This is a genomic window from Jatrophihabitans sp. YIM 134969 (assembly GCF_054456675.1).
Window position 1 is genome coordinate 111,992 of the sequence record NZ_JBTJEQ010000004.1, and the last position, 22,346, is coordinate 134,337.

A 22,346-nucleotide genomic window follows, 5' to 3' on the forward strand; every position below is an offset into this window, starting at 1 on the left:
CCGCACGACTGGGGTCCGAGTTCGCGGTGGCTCGGAGGTGAACCGCGAACTCGGACCCCTGTCGTCAGGACTGGAGGTGCGGCACCAGCAACGGCACGAGTGCCCGCAGGGCCTTGCCGCGGTGGCTGATCGCGTCCTTCTCCTCCGACGGCAGTTCCGCGGACGTCACGTCGTAGCCGTCGGGCACGAACAGCGGGTCGTACCCGAAACCGTTGCTGCCCCGAGGTTCCCGGATCACCCGGCCGGTCATCCGGCCCTCGACGACCTCGGTCGAACCGTCCGGTGCGGCCAGCGTGGCGGCACAGACGAACGCGGCGGTGCGGCGTTCGTCGGGCACGTCGGCGAGTTGCGCCAGCAGCAGCGCGTTGTTGGCGGCGTCGTCCTTGGCGTGGCCGGACCAGCGCGCCGACAGCACGCCGGGCATCCCGTTCAGGGCGTCGACGGCGATGCCGGAGTCGTCGGCCACCGTGACCAGACCCGTGTGCCGGACACCGTCATGGGCCTTGACCAGAGCGTTCGCCGCGAAGGTGGCGCCGGTCTCGGGGGTCTCGGGGTACTCGGGCACGTCGGCCAGACCGACGACCTCGACGCCCGGCACGAGCGGCGCGAGGATCCGCCGCAACTCCTCGAGCTTGTGGGCGTTGCGGGTGGCGAGAAGGATGCGACTCAAGCCGACAGCACCTTCTGCTGGATGACGGCCAGTTCGTTGCACCCTGCAACAGCGAGATCGAGCAGGGCGTCGAGTTCGCTCCGGTTGAACGGCGCGCCCTCGGCGGTGCCCTGCACCTCGATGAAGTCGCCCTCGCCCGTGACGACGACGTTCATGTCGGTCTCGGCGCGGACGTCCTCCTCGTACATGAGGTCGAGGCGGGGCTCGCCGTCGATGACGCCCACGGACACCGCCGACACGGAGCGGTGCAGCGCGGCCTCGGGCGACTTGGCCAGGGCTTTCTTGCCGGCCAGGAACGTGATGGCGTCTGCCAGTGCCACGTAGGCGCCGGTGATGGCAGCGGTGCGGGTGCCGCCGTCGGCCTGCAGCACGTCGCAGTCCAGCGAGATGGAGTTCTCACCGAGCGCCGCGAGATCGACCGCGGCGCGGAGCGAACGCCCGATGAGGCGGGAGATCTCGTGAGTGCGCCCGCCGATCTTGCCGCGGACCGACTCACGGTCGTTGCGGGTCGTGGTCGCGCGCGGGAGCATCGAGTACTCGGCCGTCACCCAGCCCAGGCCCGAGCCCTTGCGCCAGCGGGGCACGCCCGTCTGTACCGACGCCGCACACAACACCTTGGTGTCGCCGAACTCGACGAGCGCGGAACCCTCGGCGTGCTTCTGCCAGTGGCGGGTGATGGTGACCGGGCGGAGCTGGTCGGCACTGCGACCGTCGGGGCGAGCCATGCGCCTCACCCTACGGTGGAGGGCATGCGCAGCGAGACGATCTCCGTCACCACCGGCGGCCGCGCCGTCGTCCACGACCTCACCCACGACTGCCAGGCGTTCCTGCGCGGCGAGTCCGACGGCCTGCTCTCGGTGTTCGTGCCGCACGCCACCGCGGGCCTCGCGATCCTCGAGACCGGCGCGGGTTCCGACGACGACCTGCTGGAGTCGATCGACGCCGTCCTCCCCCGCGACGGCCGCTGGTCGCACCGCCACGGCTCCCCCGGCCACGGCCGCGACCACGTCGTCCCCGCCTGGATCTCACCCTCGCTCGTCGTGCCCGTGGTCGACGGGTCGATGACGCTCGGCACCTGGCAGTCGGTGTGCCTCGTCGACACCAACGTCGACAACGCCACCCGCACCGTCCGGTTCAGCTTCCTCCCCGGCTGACCCGGTACCCCCACGGTCTTCAGCGCAGGCCGGTCACCAGGCGCAAGAGGAGGCCGCAGCCGGGCGTCGTCGCCCAGGACGAACTCGCGACCGGCGTGCCGTCGATCGCGAAGACCAGGCGCACGGCCACCGGATCGGTGTAGGGGCACGACGAGTAGGTCGGCTTCACCGCCAGCGAGAACTCGGCCTCGTCGCCGGGTTCCAGGGTCTCGGGCAGCCACGGCGTCTCGTCCTCCGGTCTCACACCAGCGAACGGCACCGCGAAGCTCGGTTCGCCGACCGGCGCGACTGTCAGGCTGGGTGGGGCGGTGAGCGTGCACGCCTTCGTGGCCGTCAGGATCACCCCTCTCGGACCGCTCTGGACGACGCCCTCACTCCACAGAGTCGCTGTGAGATCGTCCGCGCTGCACCTGTCGTCCGTCGCGGTCGCCGTGTCGGTCGCGCCGCGCAGGGTGGTGAACGCGAGCGTTCCGCACCCCGAGCCGGACGCGATCTGGAACCGCAGCGATGGGTCGGTGCCCGCCAGTCCCACCGCAGCGTCCAGCGCCGGCGACGACGGACAGTCAGGCGGCGGGGCGCCCGAGACCAGCAGCTCGACGAGCCCGAACTCGACGGTCGCACCGGTCTGCAGCGTGACGGGTGACCACGGGGCTCGCTCGACGGTGTCCCCGGGCGTCTTCGCCCACGGCACCGCGGTTCCGTTCACCGTGAGGTCCGGCGGCGCGACGAGGGTGCACGCGTTGCGCGCCGTGAGGGTGACGACGGCTAGGACGTCGGTCAGCCCGGTCGCGGCATCCGCGTGGGCGACGGACACGTCGTCGCTCCTGCACGCGGTCGACACCGGCTGCGGGCCGAACGGTTCCAGCACGTAGCCCTTGAAGCAGACGCCACCCGGCACGTCGAACGTGAGCGGCGTCCCGACGGCGCCGACGCGGGCGGTGGCCGAGACGGTGGGGACGGCGCTCGGGCACGGCACTCCGGACGCTTGCGGCAGAACCCCGAAGCGGATGGACGTTCCGGTGTCGAGCCGCTGCGGAGCCCACCGGCCCAGGTCGGGCGCGGGCACGACCTCGCCCTCGACCGTGACGGTCGGTGCGGCGTCCAGGGTGCACGCGGCCCCCGCCGTGACGACCACGACGTCCTGCACGGCCGTGTCTCCCACCGGGGTCTCGTGGGTGAGCGACACGTCGCGCCCCGTGCACGGTGCGAGCGGATCGGCGGGCGTGGTGCGATCACCCCTCGACACCGCCCACCAACCACCGCCCGCAACTGCCGCCAGCAGTACCAGGACCGCCGCGACGAGCACGGCACGGGACGAGCGGTGGCGGGTGGGGCGGTCGGCGTCGACCCGGACGGTCTCGGCGGTGACGGCGGGCGCGGCCGGGAGGTCGTCGGTCGCGGTCTTCAGCGCGACCGACAGCCGCCGTTCGAAGTCGTCCATCTACAGGTCCTCCAACACGTGCGTGAGGGTGGCGTCGGAACGCAGGCGGGCCAGCGCCTTCGCGGTCTGGCTCTTGACCGTGCCGACCGAACACCCGAGCGCAGCGGCGGTTTCGGCGACGTCGAGGTCGTCGAAGTAGCGCAACACGACCACGGCCCGCTGCCGGGCGGTCAGGCGCGCGAGCGCAGCGGCGACGACGTGGCGCAGGGCGAGGTCATCGGCGGCATCGGGCTTCCCGGCCTCGGGGACAGTGTCGACGGCCGTCTCGCCCCACCACCGGCGGCGCCGCGAGGACACGAACGACCGCACCATCGCGGTGCGGACGTAGGCGAGCGGGAACTCCATGACCGCCACCGTCGTCCACCCCGGCCACACCGCCGACCACGTCGTCTGCAGCAGGTCCTCGGCGCCGCCGCGGTCACCGGTGAGCAGCCACGCCGCGCGGAGCAACACCGCGGAGTGCGAGCCCACGAAGGCGTCGAAGGTCGACGTTCCGACCTCGACGTCCGCGGACCCGCTCACATCCCCTCCAACGCGGTGGGAGCGCGATCAGGTTGCCACGGACCGCAGCACTCAGCGGCCTTGTTCCGCCAGCCACTTCCGGGCGCGGGTCGGCGAGGCGCGGGACAGCCAGGCGTCCTGCACGATCTCGGTCAGCTCCTGCACCGTCAGCTCCCCGACCCGGCTGGTCCGCAGCAGCACCGACGGGTGGCCGTCGAAGTGCGGGGTGGTGAAGAACGGGAGGGACGGGTCCTGCAGCAACGCCTGCTTGTCGCCCTCCGACGCGGTCCAGAGGACGACGACGTCGGTGTACCGCTCGCCGGTCTCCGGGTCGACGGCGTCCGGGCGCGGGTTGCGGAAGAAGACGAACGACCGGCCGCCCACCTGGTAGACCGCGTTGTCGAGCGATCCGGCCACCTCGGCGACGTGCGGCATCGCCGCGGCCACGGCGTGGATGTCGGCGACGCGTGCCCGCCGCGATCGCTGCGCCACGGCCCGGCCCCCGTCAGAGCTCGTAGCCGGCGCCGGCGGTCACGGCCTCGACCGGACCGTCGAAGACCGCGAGGGCCTCGTCGACGGCGACGGCGGGTGACGACCACGGCGGGACGTGCGTGACCAGCAGCCGCCCGACACCGGCGCGCGCCGCGTGCTCGCCGGCGTCGCGGCCGGACAGGTGCAGGTCGGGAACGACCGGGTCGCCGGGCGCGTAGGTCGCCTCGCACAGCAGGGCGTCGGAACCGGTGGCGAGCGCGACGAGGGCGGGCGACTGCCCGGTGTCGGCGGAGTAGGTCAGCGAGGAACCACCGGTCGAGAGCCGGAACCCGCGGGTGGGCACCGGGTGGTTCATGACGGCGGTGGAGATCGCGAACGGTCCGAGTTCGGCGGGCACGTCGTCCTCGACGAAGTCGAACAACTCGTCCAGCCCGGCGTCGTAGCCGTAGGCGGTGACGATGCGCTGGCGCAGCCCGACCGGGCCGTACACCGGGACCGGTGCGACGCCCGGGTGCCGGCCGTACCGCAGCGACGTCGCGAGCGAGACCAGGTCGAGGCAGTGGTCGGCGTGCAGGTGCGAGATCAGGACGGCGTCGACACGGGGCGGCTCGGTCGCGGCGGTGTCGAGCAGACCGCCGGCGGCGCCGGGACCGAGGTCCATGACGACCCGGAAACCTTCGTGTTCGACGACGTATCCGGACGCCGGGGAGTCCGGGCCGGGCACGCTGCCCGAGCAGCCGAGGACGGTCAGCCTCATGTGCTCGACTTCGACTTGGCGAACCGGACCGACGTGGTGGTCGACTTGCGGGGGTGCAGCAACCAGCCGGCGAGCAGCCCGGCGATGACGCCGGCCATGTGCGCCTCCCAGGGCACACCGTTGCGGTTGTTGCTGGTCTCCGGGATGAGGCTGAAGAACATGCTGCCGAACAGGATCAACACGACGATCGCACTGGCGATCCACGCGATCCGCCTCGAGAACACGGCGCGGGCGCAGATGTAGCCGAGCCAGCCGAAGACCAGCGGGCTCACGCCCACGATGTTCGCGCCGGACGGGGCGATCAGCCAGGTGAGGACGCCGCTGACGACGAAGCAGATCAGCGAGATCAGCGCGAACGACCGCCACCCGCCCAGCAGCACCACCCACCCGATGAGCAGGAACGGCCCGGTGATCGCGAGCAGTTGGTACGCGCTGACGTGCAGGAACGGCATCGTCAGCACACCCCACAGACCGCCCAGGGTGCGCGGTTCCAGTCCGAACCGGTTGAGGCGGTAGTCGAGGGAGACGTTGACGATCTCGACGATCCAGAGCACCGCGGTCAGCCCGGCCATGACGGCCATGGCCTGACCCCACCCGATCGGCCGCGTCGACTCGACCCGCGGGTTGGCCGCGAGGGCATCGGACCAGCGCTGCTTGAGCGTGTACCGCGGCGGCTTGGTCACGCCCAACCGGCTTCCTGCGAGGGCCAACCGCGGGCCCACGCTCGAGGTTCCGCGCCTCGCTCCTCCGTCACTCGTGTGCTCACGCCCACAACTGCCCTTCGAGGTGTTCCGCTGCCTGCTGCAACGATCCGTCGTAGGCGCCGGTCGACAGGTACTTCCAGCCGCCGTCGCAGACCACGAACGCGATGTTCGCCGCCTGGCCGTCCGCGTGGCAGCGTTCGGCGATCGACATCGCCGCGTGCGCGATCGCGCCGGTCGAGATGCCCGCGAAGATGCCCTCACGCTCGATGAGCTCGCGGGTGCGGCGCAGGGCGTCGTAGGAAGTGACCGAGAACCGGCGGGTCAGCACGGTGTCGTCGTACAGCTCGGGAACGAAACCCTCGTCGATGTTGCGCAGCCCGTAGACCAGGTCGCCGTAGCGGGGTTCGGCCGCGACGATCTGGATGTCCGGCACCTTCTCGCGCAGGAACCGGCCGGCGCCCATGAGGGTGCCGGTGGTGCCGAGGCCCGCGACGAAGTGGGTGATCTCCGGCAGGTCCGCGAGCAGCTCGGGGCCGGTGCCGCGGTAGTGCGCCTCGGCGTTGGCGGGGTTGCCGTACTGGTAGAGCATCACCCAGTCCGGGTGCTCGGCCGCCAGTTCCTTCGCGACGGCGACGGCCTGGTTCGACCCGCCCGCCGCGGGCGAGGACACGATCCGCGCCCCGTACATCTCCAGCAGCTGCCGACGTTCCGACGACGTGTTCTCCGGCATGACGCACACCAGGCCGTACCCGCGCAGCTTCGCGACCATGGCCAGCGAGATGCCGGTGTTGCCCGACGTCGGTTCGAGGATCGTGCAGCCGGGCGTCAGGCGACCGTCGGCCTCGGCCGCGTCGACCATCGCCACGGCGGCACGGTCCTTGATCGAGCCGGTCGGGTTGCGGTCCTCGAGCTTGGCCCAGAGGCGTACCGGGGCCTCACCGTCCCAGGCCGGCGACAGGTGTGGGCAGCCCACCAACGGCGTGCCACCCAGGGCGTCGACCAGGGAGTCGTAGCGGGCCACGGCGTCGTCGCCTCGGTTCCGGCTCAGCCGCCGGCGACGGCCGGCAGGATCGTCACGGCGTCGCCGTCCTTGAGCGGGGTGTCGAGGGAGCCGGAGAACCGGACGTCCTCGTCGTTGACGTAGATGTTGACGAAGCGGTGCAGCGAGCCGTCCTCCTGCACCAGCCGGCCCTTGAGGCCCGTGTGGTGGGCGTCGAGGTCGTCGAGCAGGCCGAGCAGCGTGTCGCCGCTGCCGTCGACGGTCTTGGCCCCGCCGGTGTAGGTGCGCAGGATGGTCGGGATCTTGACCTCGATGGCCACGGTCGTGGTTCCTCTCGTGTACTGGCGTGCTGTCGTCAGGCCGCAACAGCGGCCGGTGCCGGTCTCATCCTCCCAGTCCGGTCAGGTCACAGCACCGTGACCTGCTCCTCGGTCACCTCGCCGTCGACGATCCGGTACGAACGGACCTCGTCGACGTCGGGTTCGCGGGTCGAGACCAGGACGTAGTGGGCGTTCGGTTCGCCCGCGTAGGAGACGTCCGTCCGGCTCGGGTAGGCCTCCGTCGCCGTGTGCGAGTGGTACACGACGACCACCTCCTCGTCGTTCGCGTCCATCTGCTTGTACAGCTGCAACTGCTCGGTGGGGTCGAACCGGTAGAAGGTCGGCGACCGCTCGGCGTTGGTCATCGGCACGAAGCGGGTCGGGGTGTCCGACCCCTCGGGCCCGGCGATGACCCCGCACGCCTCGTCGGGGTGGTCGCGGCGGGCGTGGGCGACCATGGCGTCGCGCAGCTCGGCGGAGATGGTGAGCACGAGACCCGAGCCTAACGAGCGCGAGGAACTCAGTCCGTGACCGCCTCGACCAGGCGGTCGAGCAGGGCGGTCAGCCAGACGTACACCGCGCGGGCGGCCCGGTCGGCGGCGACGTCCGGGGTGTTGTCGGGGTCGGCACCGCCGATCAGGTCGTCGTCGACGGCCGTGTCGGCGTCGATGCCGATGCGGGTGCCGATGGCGAGGCGTAGGTCGTTGAGGACCGTCAGCCAGCGGGTGGCGGCGTCCGGGTCGAGGGTGACCTCGCCCGCGGTCGGTGGGAGTTCGGCCAGCGCCCGCGCGAGGCGTTCCTGCCGTTGTTCGAGCAGGGCCGACTCGGTGAGGCCGCGGTACTCCCCCGCCGCCTCCGGGTCGTCCCGGTAGCCGTCGGGGAACATCCGCCGCCGGACCGGGTCGTCGTCGCCCATGCCGCGCAGGGCGTCGGCGAGGTCGGCGAACAGGGTGCGCAGCAGGCCGATCTCGACCTCGTCGAGGTTGACCCGGACCACGCCGCGACGGCGCGTGACCCTCACGAGTCGTGGCTCACTGTTGCCCAGAGCCCGTACCCGTGCAGCTGCGAGACGTCGAACTCCATCCGTTCCCGCGTGCCCGACGACACCACCGCCCGGCCCTTGGTGTGGACGTCGAGCATGAGCCGGTGGGCCTTGCTCTTGGGGTAACCGAAGACCTGCATGAACACGTGGGTCACGTAGTTCATGAGGTTGATCGGGTCGTCCCAGACGATCGTGACCCACGGCCGGTCCGCCTCGACGACCTCGACGACCTCGAGATCGGGGGTGGCGGTGGGTGCGGACACGCCGACCATCGTTCCACGCCCCGCCGTGGCAGGCTGGGCCCGTGCCGGATCAGCCGACGGGCCTGCTCACCGACCAGTACGAACTCACGATGCTCGCCGCGGCACTGCGTGAGGGCACGGCCGAGATCCCGTGCACCTTCGAGGTGTTCGGACGACGGCTGCCCGACGGCCGTCGCTACGGAGTCGTCGCCGGCACGGAACGGGCGCTCGACGCCCTCGCCGCCTTCCGGTTCGAACCGGCCGCGCTGGAGTGGATGCGGGCCCACGACATCGTCGACGAGACCACCGCCGCCTGGCTCGCCGACTACCGCTTCACCGGGGACGTCGAGGGCTACCCCGAGGGCGAGGTCTACTTCCCCGACTCACCGCTGTTCACGGTGCGCGGCGGGTTCGGCGAGGCCGTCGTCCTCGAGACGGTGCTGTTGTCCGTGCTCAACCACGACGTCGCCGTGGCCTCGGCCGCGGCGAGGATGGCGGTGGCAGCGGGCGACCGGCCGGTGATCGAGATGGGCGGGCGCCGCACCCACGAGGACGCCGCCGTGGCCGCCGCGCGGGCCGCCTACCTCGCCGGCTTCGCCTCGACCTCGAACCTCGCCGCGGGCCGCCGGTGGGGCGTGCCGACGGGCGGGACGGCCGCCCACGCGTTCACGCTCCTGCACGCCACCGAGTCCGAGGCGTTCGCGGCCCAGGTGGCCTCGGCCGGCCCGGGCACGACCCTGCTCGTCGACACCTACGACATCACCCAGGGCATCGCGAACGCCGTCGAGGCGGCCGGGACGTCGCTCGGCGCGATCCGCATCGACTCCGGCGACCTCGGGCCGCTCGCCGTGCAGGCGCGGGAGCAGTTGGACGCGCTCGGCGCCACCTCGACGCGGGTCGTGGTCTCCGGCGACCTGGACGAGTACGCCATCGCGGGCCTCGCCGTCGCGCCGGTGGACGTCTACGGCGCGGGCACCTCCGTGGTCACCGGCTCCGGCGCCCCGACGGCCGGGCTGGTCTACAAACTCGTCGAGGTCGACGGCCGTCCGGTGGCCAAGCGCTCGACCGCCAAGGCCACCCACGGCGGCGCCAAGACCGCCCTGCGCACGCACCGGGCGTCCGGCACCGCCACGGAGGAGATCCTGGTCTCCGGTCCGGGCCGCGACGCCGCGGTCGAGGAGCTGCTGGCGTCCGAACCCGGCACCCGCCGCCTGCAGGTGCCCCTGGTCCGCGCCGGGGAGCGGGTCCGGGCCGAGCCGATCGCGGATGCCCCCGCGGGTGTCGACCCCGCCCTCGCCGCCGCCCGCGCCCGGCTCCGCGAGGCCCTCGGCACGTTGCCCTGGGAGGGCTTGTCACTCTCGCGCGGCGAGCCCGCCATCCCGGTCCGGTTCGAGGTCACCACCGCCTGACGCCCGTCGGACGGGTGCGTCGGACTCGTCCGTCCGGCCGGCGGGGGTGGGACGAAACACGGGGTTTCGGCCGTCCCAGCCCGGCCCGCGACGCCGCGTGTCGCTGACCAGAAGGGCACTGTCTGGTCGTTCCGACGCCCGTCGAACGACCGAACCCTGCACTTCCGTGAGGTCAGGGCAGCCCCGGAAACGCGACGACGGCCGCACCCCGGTGGGATGCGGCCGTCGTGGCGAGAAACTTCTCAGGCGTCGGGCTCGGGGTCCCGGGTGCCACCCGAACCACCGGCGGAGCTGACCGCGCCGGCGGCGGCGGGGACGGTGTGCACGATGCCGCCGGAGTGGGCCTCCTCCTCCAGGCGCTGGAGCAGGTGCGGGTAGTGGTACTCGAACGCCGGGCGCTCCGAGCGGATGCGCGGGATGGCGGTGAAGTTGTGGCGCGGGGGCGGGCAGGAGGTCGCCCACTCGAGCGAGTTGCCGTAGCCCCACGGGTCGTCGGAGGTGACGACCTCGCCGTACTTGTACGACTTGTAGACGTTGTAGAGGAACGGCAGCGTCGAGGCGCCCAGCACGAACGACCCGATGGTCGAGAACGTGTTGAGGAACGTGAAGCCGTCACTCGGCAGGTAGTCGGCGTACCGGCGGGGCATGCCCTCCGCACCCAGCCAGTGCTGCACCAGGAACGTGGCGTGGAAGCCGATGAACGTCAGCCAGAAGTGGACGCGGCCGAGGCGCTCGTCGAGGTAGCGGCCGGTGAACTTCGGGAACCAGAAGTAGATCCCGGAGTACGCGGCGAACACGATGGTCCCGAACAGGACGTAGTGGAAGTGCGCGACGACGAAGTAGCTGTCGGCGACGTGGAAGTCGATGGGCGGTGAGGCCAGCAGCACGCCGGTGAGGCCGCCGAAGAGGAACGTCACCATGAACCCGAGCGAGAACAGCATCGGGGTCTCGAACGAGATCGACCCACGCCACATCGTGCCGATCCACGCGAAGAACTTCAGACCGGTCGGCACCGCGATGAGGAAGGTCATCAGCGAGAAGAACGGCAGCAGCACCGCGCCGGTGGTGAACATGTGGTGCGCCCACACCGTCAGCGACAGCGCCGCGATCGCGATGGTCGCGAACACCAGACCCTTGTAGCCGAACAGCGGCTTGCGGCTGAAGACCGGGATGACCTCGGTGACGATGCCGAAGAACGGCAACGCGACGATGTACACCTCCGGGTGGCCGAAGAACCAGAACAGGTGTTGCCAGAGGATCGCCCCGCCGTTGGCGGAGTCGTAGACGACCGCCCCCATGTTGCGGTCGGCGTAGGCGACCAGCAGCGCCGCGGTGAGGATCGGGAACGCGAGCAGCACCAGGAGCATGGTGATGAGCAGGTTCCAGGTGAAGATCGGCATCCGGAACATCGTCATGCCGGGCGCGCGCAGGGCCACGATCGTGGTGATGAAGTTGACGCCACCGAGGATCGTGCCGAGGCCCGAGATCGCCAGGCCGATGATCCAGAGGTCGGCGCCCGAGCCCGGGCTGTTCTGCACGTTGGCGAGCGGCTGGTAGGCGTACCAACCGAAGTCGGCGGCACCACCCGGGGCGATGAAGCCCGCGACGGCGGTCGAGGCGCCGAACAGGTACAGCCAGTACGAGAAGGCGTTGAGGCGCGGGAACGCGACGTCAGGCGAGCCGATCTGCAGCGGCATGACCAGGTTGCCGAACGCGAACACGAGCGGGGTCGCGAAGAACAGCAACATGATCGTGCCGTGCATCGTGAACAGCTGGTTGTACTGCTCGGGCGAGAGGAACTGCAGGCCCGGGCGGGCCAGCTCGGCGCGCATGAGCAGCGCGAGCAGGCCACCGATGAGGAAGAACGCGAACGACGTGACCATGTACATCCGACCGATGAGCTTGTGGTCGGTGGTCCGCAGCATCTGCGTCAGCAACGAGCCCTTGGGCGCGTCGTGGGCCGGGAACGGCCGGCTGACGATCGGTTCGGGCGCAGACCCCGCGGCAGCGGGGTTCTCGACAGTCGTCGTCACGAGGCCGTCCTCCTGATCGTCACGGGTGGAGCTTAACTCCGTGACGGGCCTGACCCGCCCCCGGGGAGGCCCTCGGACACCACACCGTCACGCACCTGTGATGCGCTGACCTGAACGTGTTCGAGTCCGGGGTGCTCACCGGACGATCCGGGCGTCCTGCTCCCGGGCCGCCTCGGCGATCACGGCCTCCTCCGGCAGCCCCGGCACCTCCGCCGGCGCGGCCTCGTCGGCCGCCCGCCCGGCGCTCTCGGGCGCCTGCTCCTCGCGGTCGGCGGCGTCGAGGGCGTGGTGCACGGTGGCGAGCACGACCGCGCCCGCGAGGACCACCACGACGGCCACCAGGTAGGGCACGTGTGGGTTGTAGGCCGCGGCCAGTCGACCCGCGACGTACGGCGCGAGGCCACCCCCGATGAACCGGACGAACCCGTACGTCGCCGACGCCACCGCCCGCGGCACCGGCGCGATCGACATGACCGCGGTGGTGACGAGCGTGTTGTTCACGCCGACGAAGATCCCGGAGACGATCACCGCGACGATGACGGTCGTGGGGCTGTCGGCCCAGATGCCGATGACCGCGCACACGGCGGCGACGCCGGTGAGGTTGCCGTACAGGGTCCGGGGCGTGCCGACCCGCGCCTTGAGCCACGGCGCGAGGAACACCGCGCAGAGGGCCACGAGGATGCCCCAGCCGAAGAACACGAAGCCCAGCTGGATCGGCGAGAGCCCACCCATGAGGAACGGCGCGTAGCCCAGGATCGTGAAGAAGCCCCAGTTGTAGAGCAGCCCGGTGACGCTCGTCGTGGCGAGCGCCCGGTGCCGCAGCGCCTTGAGGGGGTCGAGCAGCGACGCCCGCTGCTCGGGCCGGGGAGTGTTCGGGACCAGGGTCGCCGAGGCCACCAACGCCACGAACATCAGCACGGCGACGCCGTAGAACGGCCCGTGCACGCTGATGTTGCCGAGGACCCCGCCGACCAACGGGCCGGTGGCGATGCCCACGCCCAGGGCCGTCTCGTACAGGATGATCGCGCCCCCGAACCCGCCGCTCGCCGAGCCGACGATGACCGCGAGCGAGGTCGCGATGAACAGGGCGTTGCCCAGGCCCCAGCCGGCGCGGAAGCCGATGATGGCGTCGATGCTGTCGCTGGACCCCGCCAGCGCCGCGAACACGACGATCAGCCCGAGGCCGACGACCAACGTCCGCTTCGCACCCAGCACGCTCGACACCCAGCCCGTGACGAGCATGGCGACGGCCGTGACGACCAGGTAGCTGGTGAACAGCAACGTGGTCTGGCTGGTCGTCGCGCCCAACTCGTCCTTGATGGCGGGCAGGATCGGGTCGACCAGCCCGATGCCCATGAACGAGACGACGCAGGCGAACGCGACGGCCCAGACGGCCCGCGGCTGCTGGAACGGGCTCGAGGTCGCGCCGCCGTGACCGGTGTGGGCACTCATGCCGCCACCCCCTGCAGCGCGACGGCGGCGAGCCGCTCGAGCGCCGGCGCGGCGGCGGCCAGCGCCCGCTGGTCGGCAGTGCCGAGTTGGGCCACCAGGTGGGCGAGCTGTTCACGCCGTTCCTCGCGCAGCGCCGCGAGCCGGGCGCGCCCGGCCGCGGTGATCGAGGCCCGGGTGACGCGCCCGTCGGCGGCGTCCTGGACCCGCTCGACCATGCCTTCGTCGGCAAGCCGGGTGACCAGACCGGTCATGCCGGGCTGGGTGATGCGCTCCCGGCTGGCGAGGTCGGAGATGCGCTGCGGCCCGAGCCGGTCGAGGGTGTCGAGCGTCGACAGCGCCGTGGTCGAGAAGCCACCACGGTCCGCGACGCGCCGCCACCAGGTCGAGAAGCCGGCCAGGGAGGTCGCGATGTCGGAGTCGTCCACCCCTCATTCGTATCACCAGCTTATGTAAGTTGGTGATACATGTGACCCGTCCCGCTCCGGGGAGGCCGTCGCTCCGGGAGGATGCCGGGGTGACCGCCCCGCACGACGACCTCGACCACCACCTGCGGACCTCGCTCACCACGCTCGACCCCGACCCGGTCGACCTCGGCCCCGGCGACCTCGACCGGTGGCGCCGCAGCTTCGACGTCATGGCCGGCAGCCGTCACCTCGACCTCGAGGCCCGCCGCATGCGTGAGCGCGGCGAGGGTTTCTACACGATCGGCTCCGCCGGCCACGAGTCCAACGCGCTCGTCGCCGAGGCCCTGTCCCCCACCGACCCGGCCCTGCTGCACTACCGCTCCGGCGCGTTCTACCTCGCCCGCTCGGTGCAGGCCGGCCGCCCGCTCGAGGACGGCCTGCGCGACGTCCTGCTGGGCCTCGCGGCGAGCGTCGACGACCCGGCCTCGGGCGGACGGCACAAGGTGTTCGGCCACCCCGACCTCGCGGTGGTCCCGCAGACCTCGACCATCGCCTCGCACCTGCCCCGGGCCGTCGGGGTCGCCTTCGCCATCGGCCGCACCGCCCGGCTGAAGGTGCCCTCGCGCTGGCCCGCGGGGTCGGTCGTCGTCGCGAGCTTCGGCGACGCCAGCCTCAACCACTCGACCGCCGCCGGTGCCCTCAACACCGCCGCCTGGCTCTCCCACGCCGGGTTGCCGCTGCCCCTCGTGTTCGTGTGCGAGGACAACGGCCTCGGCATCTCGGTGCCGACCCCGGAGGGCTGGGTCGCACAGGCCGCCGCGCGGCCGGGCCTGGCGTACCACGCCGCGTCCGGCGACGACCCGGTCGGCGTGAGCGCCGCCGCGCAGGCCGCGGTCGAGCACGCCCGGTCCAAGCGCCGGCCGGCCCTGCTGCACCTGCGTACGGTCCGCTTCCTCGGCCACGCCGGCACCGACCTCGAGACGGCCTACCGGCGGCGGACGGACATCGCCGCCGACCGCGAGCACGACCCGCTGCTCGGCGTCGCCCGCCTGCTGGTCGGCGCGGGTGCCGACGCGAACGATCTGCTGGACCGGTACGACCAGATCGGCGCGACCGTCGTCCGGTTGGCGCGCGACGCCGCGGACCGCCCGAAGCTGCGGACGCGTGCGGACGTCGTGGCCACCCTCAGCCGTCGTCGTCCGGACGCGGTCGCCGCCGAGGCCGGGCGGGCACCACACGAGCGCCCCGCGCGGGCACCGGAGGACGTCGCGGGCGGTCTCACGCTCGCCCAGACGATCACCGCCACGCTCGCGGACTCCCTGGCCGCGCGGCCGGAGATGGTCGTGTTCGGCGAGGACGTCGGCCGCAAGGGTGGCGTCTACGGCGTGACCCGCGGCCTGCAGTCCCGGTTCGGCGCGGGCCGGGTGTTCGACAGCGTGCTCGACGAGCAGGCGATCCTCGGGCTCGGACTGGGCGCCGGGCTCACCGGCCTGCTGCCCGTCCCGGAGATCCAGTACCTCGCCTACCTGCACAACGCCGAGGACCAACTGCGCGGCGAGGCCGCGAGCCAGGCCTTCTTCTCCGGCGGGGCGTTCACCAACCCGATGGTCGTGCGGGTGGCCGGGCTCGCCTACCAGAAGGGGTTCGGCGGGCACTTCCACAACGACAACGCGGTGGCGGTCCTCCGCGACGTCCCCGGCCTGGTCGTCGGCGTCCCCGCGCACCCGGCCGACGCCGCGCCCCTGCTGCGCACGTGCCTGGCAGCCGCAAGCGTCGACGGCACGGTCTCCGTGCTGCTGGAACCCATCGCGCTCTACCACGAACGCGACCTGCACGAGCCGGGCGACGGCGGCTGGCTCGCGCCCTACGCCGCACCCCCCTGGACGGGCGACACCGCGCCGATCGGGCGGGGCCGCCTGCACGGCGACGGCACCGACCTCACGATCGTGTCGTTCGGCAACGGGCTGCGGATGTCGCTGCGGGTCGCCCGTCGCCTCGCGGCCGAGGGGACCGGTGTGCGGGTGCTCGACCTGCGGTGGATCAACCCGCTGCCGGTCGAGGACGTCCTCGCGGCCGCGAACGCGACCGGCCGGGTGCTCGTCGCCGACGAGACCCGCCACGCGGGCGGCGTCGGCGAGGGCGTGGTCACGGCGCTGGTCGAGGCGGGCTACCGCGGTGCGATCGCCCGGGTGGCGAGCGCCGACAGCTTCGTCCCGCTGGCGGACGCGGCGAACCTGGTGCTGCTCCAGGAGGACGAGATCGAGGCGGCTGCGCGTCGCCTGGTGGCCGGCTAGACCTCGAGGTCGAACCAGACCGTCTTGCCGGTGCCGGCCTCGACCTTCTCCACGCCCCAGCGGCTCGCGAGCGCCGCGACGATCAGCAGGCCGCGACCGCTCGGGACGGTGGGGTCGGGGCGACCGTCGGGCAGGGTCGGCATGTCGTCGCCGTGATCGGTGACGGCGACGCCGATGCCCGGCGGGTCCGGCCGCAGCCGCAGGATGATCTCGTCACGGCCGTGGCGCACCGCGTTGCCGACCAGTTCGCTCACGAGCAGGCGGGCGTCGTCGAGCAGGGGCGCGGGCAGCCAGGTCGCGTACTCCGAGAGGTACGCCCGCGCCATCGCCGGAGCGTCCACGTCCCGGGGGAGACGGAGGACGACGTCCCGGGCGCCGTCGTCCGATGTCACGTAGTCGGTGTTCCACGCGAGCCGCGCGTTGTCACATCACGATCGGGCAGGAAGGCGGGAACGTGCCCACCGTCTCGATGTCCCAGCCCCCGGGGTAGCTGCGGAAGTTGGGACTGTGCACGAACCGCCGGGGCTGCATCCGGGGCGGGCGCCGCCGCAGGAACGCGCCGCGCGCTCGGAGTCCAGCCGTCGCCGCACGCCGCTGCCAGGTCGGCGGGTGCGCGTAGTCGAAGGCGTCGAGCAGCGGATCGTCGAGCAGGGCGCGGGCGAAGGCCTTGTTGACGCGCGCGGGCACCCGGTGGAACGGCGCGAACGTCGCCATCAGGTCGAGCGTGGCGTCGGCCACCCGCCGGCCGCCGGGGTCGAAGCCGAAGTGCTCCGCCTCGTAGCTGTCGAGCAGGTCGCCGAACTCCTGCCAGGTCACAGGGATCCCGGGGATGCCCATGCGACGGCCGAGCGCACGGTAGTAGTTCGCGGTCGCCACCTTCTCGGCCTCGTCGAACGGGCGCCACCCGACGGCGTCCAGCCAGCGGATCGGGACGGTCACGAACGTCGACAGCACGTAGCGCATGTCGTCGGGGCTGATGTCGTAGCTGCGGTGCATCTGGTTCATCCGCCGGATCGCCGCCCGGCCCTCCGGCGCGTCCACACCGTGCGCGAGGACGGTGTCGAGGATGAGCCCGGTGTCGTCGTACCGCTTCTGCACCGCCCGCTCGAACTCGCCCGTCCGGTCGAGCAGGGACCCGATCGAGGGCACGGCGTAGGTCCGGAACAGCGCCAGGCCGAGTGACTGCTCGAGGTCCCACGGGAACTCGTGGTGGAAGACGATGGTGTAGATCCGGTGCCAGTCGACCGCCGGGTCGAGGCGCGCGATCTCCTGGCGCCAGTGGTCGCGGGGCACGCGGCTCATGCCGGGAGCCTCCCACCGAGCTGCCGCCGGGCACCAGTGCCCAGGAACTGCACATCGGGAGCCCTTGCCCGGGGGTGTGACCGGGGCTACGGTCTCCCCTATTCGTCACCCGGTGACACAACTCGTCGAACAGGAGAACCCGCAATGAGCGTCGACCCGAACCCGACCGAGACCGAGGCCCCCGAGGCTGCCACCACCGCGAGCGCCGACCTCGAGCACGTCACCGAGGACCTGCTGGTGGAGGACGTCTCCATCGACGGCATGTGCGGCGTCTACTAGGCCGACCGGCCCGATGACCACGCCCGCTCCGGGCAGCACGGTCGAACCCGCCGCGGCTCCGGCGGCGGCGGGTTTCGACCTCGACGCCCCCTGGCGGCTCGACGACCGGGTCTCCGTCCGGCCCGAGCCGTTCGGTGCCCTGCTCTACCACTTCGGCACCCGCCGGTTGACGTTCCTCAAGAGCCCGTTGCTGCTCGACGTCGTCCGCGGTCTCGCCGACCACCCGACCGCCCGGGCCGCGTGCCTCGCGGCCGGGGTCGCTGACGACCAGGTCGCGCGGTACACCGCCGCGCTGGCCTCGCTCGTCGACGGCGACATGATCGTCCGTCGCTGACTCCTCCCCCGCACTGCCGTTCCCCGTCCTTCGACGCGAGGAGACCTCCGCGTGACCGCCACGACCCTGCCGCTCGTCGAGCAGTTCCAGTTCGGCCTCGACGCCCCGATCTGCCTCACCTGGGAACTCACGTACGCGTGCAACCTCTCGTGTGTGCACTGCCTGTCCTCGTCCGGACGCCGTGACCCGCGGGAGCTCACGACGGCCGAGGCCAAGGCCGTCATCGACGAACTCGAGCGGATGCAGGTGTTCTACGTGAACATCGGCGGCGGCGAGCCGACCGTGCGCCCGGACTTCTGGGAGCTGGTCGACTACGCCACCGCGCACCACGTCGGCGTCAAGTTCTCCACGAACGGCGTCAAGATCGATGCCGACGTCGCCCGACGGCTCGCCGCGAGCGACTACGTCGACGTGCAGATCTCGCTGGACGGCGCGACCGCCGAGGTGAACGACGTCGTGCGCGGGCCGGGCTCGTACGCGACGGCCATCCGCGCGATGGAGCAGCTGCACGCGGCGGGGATGGAGAACTTCAAGATCTCGGTCGTCATGACCCGCGAGAACGTGTCGCAGCTCGACGCGTTCAAGGCCATCGCCGACCGGTACCGGGCCCAGCTGCGCATCACCCGCCTGCGCCCGGCGGGTCGCGGCGCCGACGTGTGGAACGAGCTGCACGTGACGGCCGAGCAGCAGCGCGAGCTCTACGACTGGCTGGTCGCGCACGGCGAGGGCGTCCTCACCGGTGACTCGTTCTTCCACCTGGCCGCGTTCGGCGACGCCCTGCCCGGCCTGAACCTGTGCGGCGCCGGCCGGGTGGTGTGTCTCATCGACCCGGTGGGCGACGTCTACGCGTGCCCGTTCGCGATCCACGAGAACTTCCTCGCGGGTTCGGTCCGCGACGCCGGTGGCTTCCAGGGTGTCTGGCAGACGTCCGAGCTGTTCCTCGACCTGCGCCGGCCCCAGACCGGTGGGGCGTGCACCCAGTGCTCGGCCTTCGACGCCTGCCGCGGCGGGTGCATGGCGGCGAAGTTCTTCACCGGCCTGCCGCTCGACGGCCCGGATCCCGAGTGCGTGAAAGGCCACGGGGAGCAGGCGTTGCTGCAGATCGCCGCGAGCGGCACCGCCGCCCCGAAGCCGTCGCTCGACCACTCGCACCGCACGACCCGCAAGCAGCTGCCGCTCATCTCGCGGCAGGCTCCGGTCAGCGCGTGCAACGAGAACCCGCTCGCGGGTCTCACCGTCTGACCCGGTCCGCCGGGACCACGCCGAAGGAGTGTTGCAGTGGCCAACAGTTGGTTCGAGTCCGTCGCCGAGGCGCAGCGTCGTGCGAAGAAGCGCCTGCCGCCGTCGGTGTACAGCGCGCTGCTGGCCGGGTCCGAACGCGGCACGACCATCGAGGACAACATCGGCGCGTTCGCCGAACTGGGCTTCGCCCCGCACACCGCGGGCAACAGCCCCGAACGTGACCTGTCGACCTCGGTGATGGGGCAGTCGATCTCGCTGCCGGTGATCATCTCCCCCACCGGTGTGCAGGCCGTCCACCCCGACGGTGAGGTCGCCGTGGCCCGTGCGGCGGCCGCCCGCGGGACCGCGATGGGCCTGTCGTCGTTCGCGAGCAAGCCGGTCGAGGAGGTCACGGCCGCCAACTCGCAGACCTTCTTCCAGATCTACTGGGCGGGCACGAAGGACCAGATCCTGCAGCGGGTCGAACGGGCCCGCGCCGCCGGTGCGGTCGGCATCATCGCCACGCTCGACTGGTCGTTCTCCATGGGCCGCGACTGGGGCAGCCCGCACATCCCTGAGCGGATCACGCCGCGGGAGGCCCTGCGGTTCGCGCCCGAGGCGCTGCGGCGGCCGTCGTGGCTCTACGACTTCGCGAAGACGGGCAAGATCCCCGACCTCACCGTGCCGAACATGCAGGACCCCGGCAAGGACGCGCCCACGTTCTTCGGCGTGTACGGGGAGTGGATGGGCACCCCGCCGCCGTCGTGGGAGGACGTCGCGTGGCTGCGCGAGGCGTGGGGTGGGCCGTTCATGGTCAAGGGCGTCACCCGCATCGACGACGCCCGGCGCGCGGTCGACGCCGGCGCCACCGCCATCTCGGTGAGCAACCACGGTGGCAACAACCTCGACGGCACGCCCGCGACCATCCGGTGCCTGCGCCCGGTGGTCGAGGCGGTCGGTGACCAGGTCGAGGTGCTGCTCGACGGCGGCATCCGCCGCGGGTCCGACGTGGTCAAGGCCGTCGCACTGGGCGCCCGCGCCGTGATGATCGGCCGTGCCTACCTGTGGGGGCTCGCCGCCAACGGTCAGGCCGGGGTGGAGAACGTCCTCGACGTGCTGCGATCGGGCATCGACTCGGCCGTCCTCGGCCTGGGGCGGTCGTCGGTGCAGGAGCTGTCGCCCGAGGACGTCCTCGTCCCCGAGGGGTTCGAGCGTCACCTCGGCGCCTCGGCCCCGGCGGTGCGCTCGAGCGCGGGGACCTCGGCGACGTCACCGGCGGACGCCGTCCGGGCCTGACCTCGCGCGGCTGAGCTGCGCGAGCTGGATCCGGAGGAAATCGGATCCGCCCCTGACGCACTCAGAGGTTGCACCGACGCAACGGTGCAACCTCTGAGCGGTCCGGGGAAGATACCGGCCAACCAGACCGGGCCGATCCGGGAAGAACCGGATCAGATCGTGATGGTCTGGCCCGTGTAGATCAGGTTCGGGTTCTCGACCGTGCGGGTGTTGAGCGCCCAGAGACCCTGCCAGCCACCCTGCGTGTGCGCGGCCGTGGCGATCGCCGAGAGCGTGTCGCCCGCCTTGACGACGTAGGTGCCGGTCGCCTTCGGCGCCGGAACCGACGGGGTCGCGGGGGCTGCGGGCGCGCTCGACGACGCGCCGCTGTCCGAGGAGCCGCTGTCGGAAGCGCTGGTGTCGGACGAACCGCTGCCCGAACCGTTGCTCGATGCACCGCTGTCCGAACCGTTGCTTGATGCACCGGTGTCGGAAGCGCCCGAGCTCGTGCCGCCGCTGAGGTACCTACCGCACACCGGCCAGGCCCCGACACCCTGACCGGCGAGGACGTTCTCGGCGATCGCGATCTGCTGGCTCTTGCTCGCGAGGTCCGCGCGCGAGGCGTACTGACCGCCGCCGTACGCGTTCCAGGTGCTCTGGCTGAACTGCAGGCCGCCGTAGTAACCGTTGCCGGTGTTGATGCTCCAGTTGCCGCTGCTCTCGCAGTTCGCGACGCCGTCCCAGTTGTGGGACTCGGCCGCCGAGGACGTGCCGACGGCCGGGCCGGCGAGGACGCCGAGCGTGGCCGCGGCCGTGCCGGCGAGGACCGCTCCGCCGCGCAGTGCGCGGGTGCGGTGGGTGGTGACGAGGGCGCGGTGGGCACCGGTGTAACGCGTGGACATGGATCCTCCTGATCCACCGTCTGCGAGGTCAGCTGACGGGTTCGGGCGATCAGATGCCCGGTCGGGACCGTCTCCACGACGGCACCGGCTCCACCCCGTGGGCGCGGCGAGCAGGCCACACCCGGTTGGGTCCCCCGTCCCCGCCTTCGAGCTGTACTCGGCTGGACGCGCGGCAGGCGGGGCTCGACGGACCGCGGCGTCCGGTGCGCCGATCGGCGCACGAGGCCCGACGGTACGCACCGTTCCTGCAGACGCCACCCGCTTCCCTCGGCACCGTCGATGTCACACCGCGGTGCGATGCTCCCGCGGGTGACGACCACCTCGTTCGTGGACGACTTCGACGGTGACGATCTCGACCCCTCGGTGTGGGTCCCGCACTACCTGCCGGAGTGGAGCTCACGCGCCGCGACCGCCGCCACCTACGCGGTCCGTGACAGCGCCCTGCACCTGTCCGTCCCGCCGGACCAGGGGCTCTGGTTGCCGGGCGAGGAGGACCCGCCGCTGCGGGTCTCCGGTGTGATGAGCGGCTCCCAGTCCGGCCCGGTGGGCAGCACGACCGGCCAGCAGCGGTGGCGGGAGGGCGCGCTGGTCCGTGAGGAGCAGGAGCCCTTCCGTGGCTGGCTTCCCGACCACGGTGTCCTCGGCATGCGCGCGCGCATGAGCCTCAGCCCGCGGTCGATGGCCGCCTGGTGGCTGGTCGGCTTCGAGGAGGACCCCGACGACAGCGGGGAGATCTGCGTCTGGGAGATCTTCGGCGACGCTGTCGAACCGGGCGTGTCCGCCGAGGTGGGGTGCGGGTTGAAGCAGATCCGCGACCCGGACCTGGTCCAGGACTTCGCCGCGCCACGCGTCGACATCGACGTCGAGGCCTTCCACACCTACGAGGTCGACTGGGACCCCCGCTCCGTGACCTTCTCCGTCGACGGCGTGGTCATCCGCACCTGCAGCGGACCTCCGACGTACCCGATGCAGATGATGGTCGCCGTGTTCGACTTCCCTGCGCGCAGCAGCGGTGTCGACGACCACCTCGTCCCCGAACTGGTCGTCGACCGGATCTGGGGACCTGCCGGACCCGCTGGTCGCTGGTAACTTCCGTCGGAACGAGGCGTCGGCAGCAG

At 71.9% G+C, this 22,346-nt stretch carries 26 protein-coding genes; 8 read left to right on the top strand and 18 right to left on the bottom strand.

Translation table 11 applies throughout. The annotated features are described in order from the left end of the window. Positions 1–64 precede the first annotated feature (64 nt). Together rdgB and rph are read right to left on the bottom strand one after the other, a co-directional pair. The gene (gene rdgB, locus ACXR2U_RS03975) at positions 65–670 is read right to left on the bottom strand and encodes an RdgB/HAM1 family non-canonical purine NTP pyrophosphatase (protein ID WP_458823628.1); all 606 of its coding nucleotides are present in this window, start codon (positions 668–670) and stop codon (positions 65–67) included. Continuing rightward, complete coding sequence (rph, locus tag ACXR2U_RS03980) at positions 667–1,395, bottom strand: ribonuclease PH (RefSeq protein WP_458823629.1); 729 nt, start codon at positions 1,393–1,395, stop codon at positions 667–669. The genes rdgB and rph overlap by 4 nt, the downstream gene beginning before the upstream one ends. A 24-nt stretch (positions 1,396–1,419) precedes the next feature. On the opposite strand from rph, the gene ACXR2U_RS03985 reads away from it, so the two are divergent. Next, positions 1,420–1,824, top strand: a complete 405-nt coding sequence (locus ACXR2U_RS03985; protein ID WP_458823630.1) for a YjbQ family protein — start codon at positions 1,420–1,422, stop codon at positions 1,822–1,824. 19 nt (positions 1,825–1,843) lie between these two features. Here the strand turns inward: ACXR2U_RS03985 and ACXR2U_RS03990 are convergent, their stop codons facing one another. The 10 genes from ACXR2U_RS03990 to clpS all read right to left on the bottom strand — a co-directional run bounded on the left by ACXR2U_RS03990 (position 1,844) and on the right by clpS (position 8,353). Next, entirely contained in the window at positions 1,844–3,265 is a 1,422-nt protein-coding gene (locus ACXR2U_RS03990) for a hypothetical protein (RefSeq protein ID WP_458823631.1), read from the bottom strand. Next, complete coding sequence (locus ACXR2U_RS03995; RefSeq protein WP_458823632.1) at positions 3,266–3,787, bottom strand: SigE family RNA polymerase sigma factor; 522 nt, start codon at positions 3,785–3,787, stop codon at positions 3,266–3,268. A gap of 51 nt (positions 3,788–3,838) precedes the next feature. Next, a complete protein-coding gene (locus ACXR2U_RS04000) occupies positions 3,839–4,258 on the bottom strand; it encodes an MmcQ/YjbR family DNA-binding protein (RefSeq protein ID WP_458823633.1) in 420 nt (139 codons plus the stop codon). A gap of 13 nt (positions 4,259–4,271) precedes the next feature. Beyond that, positions 4,272–5,015, bottom strand: a complete 744-nt coding sequence (locus ACXR2U_RS04005) for an MBL fold metallo-hydrolase (RefSeq protein WP_458823634.1) — start codon at positions 5,013–5,015, stop codon at positions 4,272–4,274. Next, on the bottom strand, positions 5,012–5,698 hold the full coding sequence (locus ACXR2U_RS04010; protein WP_458823635.1) for a rhomboid family intramembrane serine protease: 687 nt from the start codon (positions 5,696–5,698) through the stop codon (positions 5,012–5,014). The genes ACXR2U_RS04005 and ACXR2U_RS04010 overlap by 4 nt, the downstream gene beginning before the upstream one ends. Positions 5,699–5,777: 79 nt before the next feature. Beyond that, positions 5,778–6,740, bottom strand: coding sequence for a PLP-dependent cysteine synthase family protein (locus tag ACXR2U_RS04015; RefSeq protein ID WP_458823636.1), 963 nt, complete (start codon positions 6,738–6,740; stop codon positions 5,778–5,780). A gap of 23 nt (positions 6,741–6,763) precedes the next feature. Then, on the bottom strand, positions 6,764–7,039 hold the full coding sequence (locus ACXR2U_RS04020) for a MoaD/ThiS family protein (protein WP_458823637.1): 276 nt from the start codon (positions 7,037–7,039) through the stop codon (positions 6,764–6,766). 86 nt (positions 7,040–7,125) lie between these two features. Continuing rightward, a complete protein-coding gene (locus ACXR2U_RS04025; RefSeq protein WP_458823638.1) occupies positions 7,126–7,530 on the bottom strand; it encodes a M67 family metallopeptidase in 405 nt (134 codons plus the stop codon). Between the two features lie 29 nt (positions 7,531–7,559). Beyond that, positions 7,560–8,060: a DUF2017 family protein gene (locus tag ACXR2U_RS04030; protein ID WP_458823639.1), complete on the bottom strand. Its 501-nt coding sequence runs from the start codon at positions 8,058–8,060 to the stop codon at positions 7,560–7,562. After that, a complete protein-coding gene (gene clpS, locus ACXR2U_RS04035; protein ID WP_458823640.1) occupies positions 8,057–8,353 on the bottom strand; it encodes an ATP-dependent Clp protease adapter ClpS in 297 nt (98 codons plus the stop codon). The genes ACXR2U_RS04030 and clpS overlap by 4 nt, the downstream gene beginning before the upstream one ends. An 80-nt stretch (positions 8,354–8,433) precedes the next feature. Between clpS and ACXR2U_RS04040 the strand changes: the two genes are divergently transcribed. Continuing rightward, positions 8,434–9,732, top strand: a complete 1,299-nt coding sequence (locus tag ACXR2U_RS04040; protein WP_458823671.1) for a nicotinate phosphoribosyltransferase — start codon at positions 8,434–8,436, stop codon at positions 9,730–9,732. Positions 9,733–9,974: 242 nt separating this feature from the next. Here ACXR2U_RS04040 and ctaD read toward each other — a convergent pair whose 3' ends face one another. The 3 genes from ctaD to ACXR2U_RS04055 all read right to left on the bottom strand — a co-directional run bounded on the left by ctaD (position 9,975) and on the right by ACXR2U_RS04055 (position 13,642). Beyond that, positions 9,975–11,657 carry an aa3-type cytochrome oxidase subunit I gene (ctaD, locus tag ACXR2U_RS04045; RefSeq protein ID WP_458823672.1) on the bottom strand — a complete coding sequence of 561 codons (1,683 nt, stop codon included), beginning with the start codon at positions 11,655–11,657 and terminating at the stop codon, positions 9,975–9,977. Positions 11,658–11,900: 243 nt separating this feature from the next. Further along, the gene (locus tag ACXR2U_RS04050; RefSeq protein WP_458823641.1) at positions 11,901–13,217 is read right to left on the bottom strand and encodes an MFS transporter; all 1,317 of its coding nucleotides are present in this window, start codon (positions 13,215–13,217) and stop codon (positions 11,901–11,903) included. Beyond that, positions 13,214–13,642: a MarR family winged helix-turn-helix transcriptional regulator gene (locus ACXR2U_RS04055; protein WP_458823642.1), complete on the bottom strand. Its 429-nt coding sequence runs from the start codon at positions 13,640–13,642 to the stop codon at positions 13,214–13,216. Before ACXR2U_RS04055 ends, ACXR2U_RS04050 begins: the two co-directional genes overlap by 4 nt. Positions 13,643–13,731: 89 nt before the next feature. On the opposite strand from ACXR2U_RS04055, the gene ACXR2U_RS04060 reads away from it, so the two are divergent. Continuing rightward, complete coding sequence (locus ACXR2U_RS04060) at positions 13,732–15,915, top strand: thiamine pyrophosphate-dependent enzyme (RefSeq protein WP_458823643.1); 2,184 nt, start codon at positions 13,732–13,734, stop codon at positions 15,913–15,915. On the opposite strand, the gene ACXR2U_RS04065 is transcribed toward ACXR2U_RS04060, so the two are convergent. After that, the gene (locus ACXR2U_RS04065) at positions 15,912–16,241 is read right to left on the bottom strand and encodes an ATP-binding protein (protein ID WP_458823644.1); all 330 of its coding nucleotides are present in this window, start codon (positions 16,239–16,241) and stop codon (positions 15,912–15,914) included. The two genes, ACXR2U_RS04060 and ACXR2U_RS04065, sit on opposite strands and share 4 nt — an antisense overlap. A 97-nt stretch (positions 16,242–16,338) precedes the next feature. Further along, positions 16,339–17,208, bottom strand: a complete 870-nt coding sequence (locus tag ACXR2U_RS04070) for an oxygenase MpaB family protein (protein ID WP_458823673.1) — start codon at positions 17,206–17,208, stop codon at positions 16,339–16,341. A gap of 153 nt (positions 17,209–17,361) precedes the next feature. Between ACXR2U_RS04070 and mftA the strand changes: the two genes are divergently transcribed. The 4 genes from mftA to mftD are packed head-to-tail and all read left to right on the top strand — an operon-like array spanning position 17,362 to position 20,347. Beyond that, entirely contained in the window at positions 17,362–17,496 is a 135-nt protein-coding gene (gene mftA, locus ACXR2U_RS04075; protein WP_458823645.1) for a mycofactocin precursor MftA, read from the top strand. A 13-nt stretch (positions 17,497–17,509) separates the two neighbouring features. Continuing rightward, complete coding sequence (gene mftB / locus ACXR2U_RS04080; protein ID WP_458823646.1) at positions 17,510–17,830, top strand: mycofactocin biosynthesis chaperone MftB; 321 nt, start codon at positions 17,510–17,512, stop codon at positions 17,828–17,830. Between the two features lie 51 nt (positions 17,831–17,881). Next, a complete protein-coding gene (mftC, locus tag ACXR2U_RS04085) occupies positions 17,882–19,072 on the top strand; it encodes a mycofactocin radical SAM maturase (RefSeq protein ID WP_458823647.1) in 1,191 nt (396 codons plus the stop codon). 36 nt (positions 19,073–19,108) lie between these two features. Continuing rightward, positions 19,109–20,347 carry a pre-mycofactocin synthase MftD gene (gene mftD, locus ACXR2U_RS04090; protein WP_458823648.1) on the top strand — a complete coding sequence of 413 codons (1,239 nt, stop codon included), beginning with the start codon at positions 19,109–19,111 and terminating at the stop codon, positions 20,345–20,347. Positions 20,348–20,499: 152 nt separating this feature from the next. Here mftD and ACXR2U_RS04095 read toward each other — a convergent pair whose 3' ends face one another. Continuing rightward, the gene (locus ACXR2U_RS04095; RefSeq protein ID WP_458823649.1) at positions 20,500–21,228 is read right to left on the bottom strand and encodes a transglycosylase family protein; all 729 of its coding nucleotides are present in this window, start codon (positions 21,226–21,228) and stop codon (positions 20,500–20,502) included. A 309-nt stretch (positions 21,229–21,537) separates the two neighbouring features. Between ACXR2U_RS04095 and ACXR2U_RS04100 the strand changes: the two genes are divergently transcribed. Next, a complete protein-coding gene (locus ACXR2U_RS04100) occupies positions 21,538–22,317 on the top strand; it encodes a glycoside hydrolase family 16 protein (RefSeq protein WP_458823650.1) in 780 nt (259 codons plus the stop codon). The last annotated feature ends 29 nt before the right edge of the window (positions 22,318–22,346 follow it).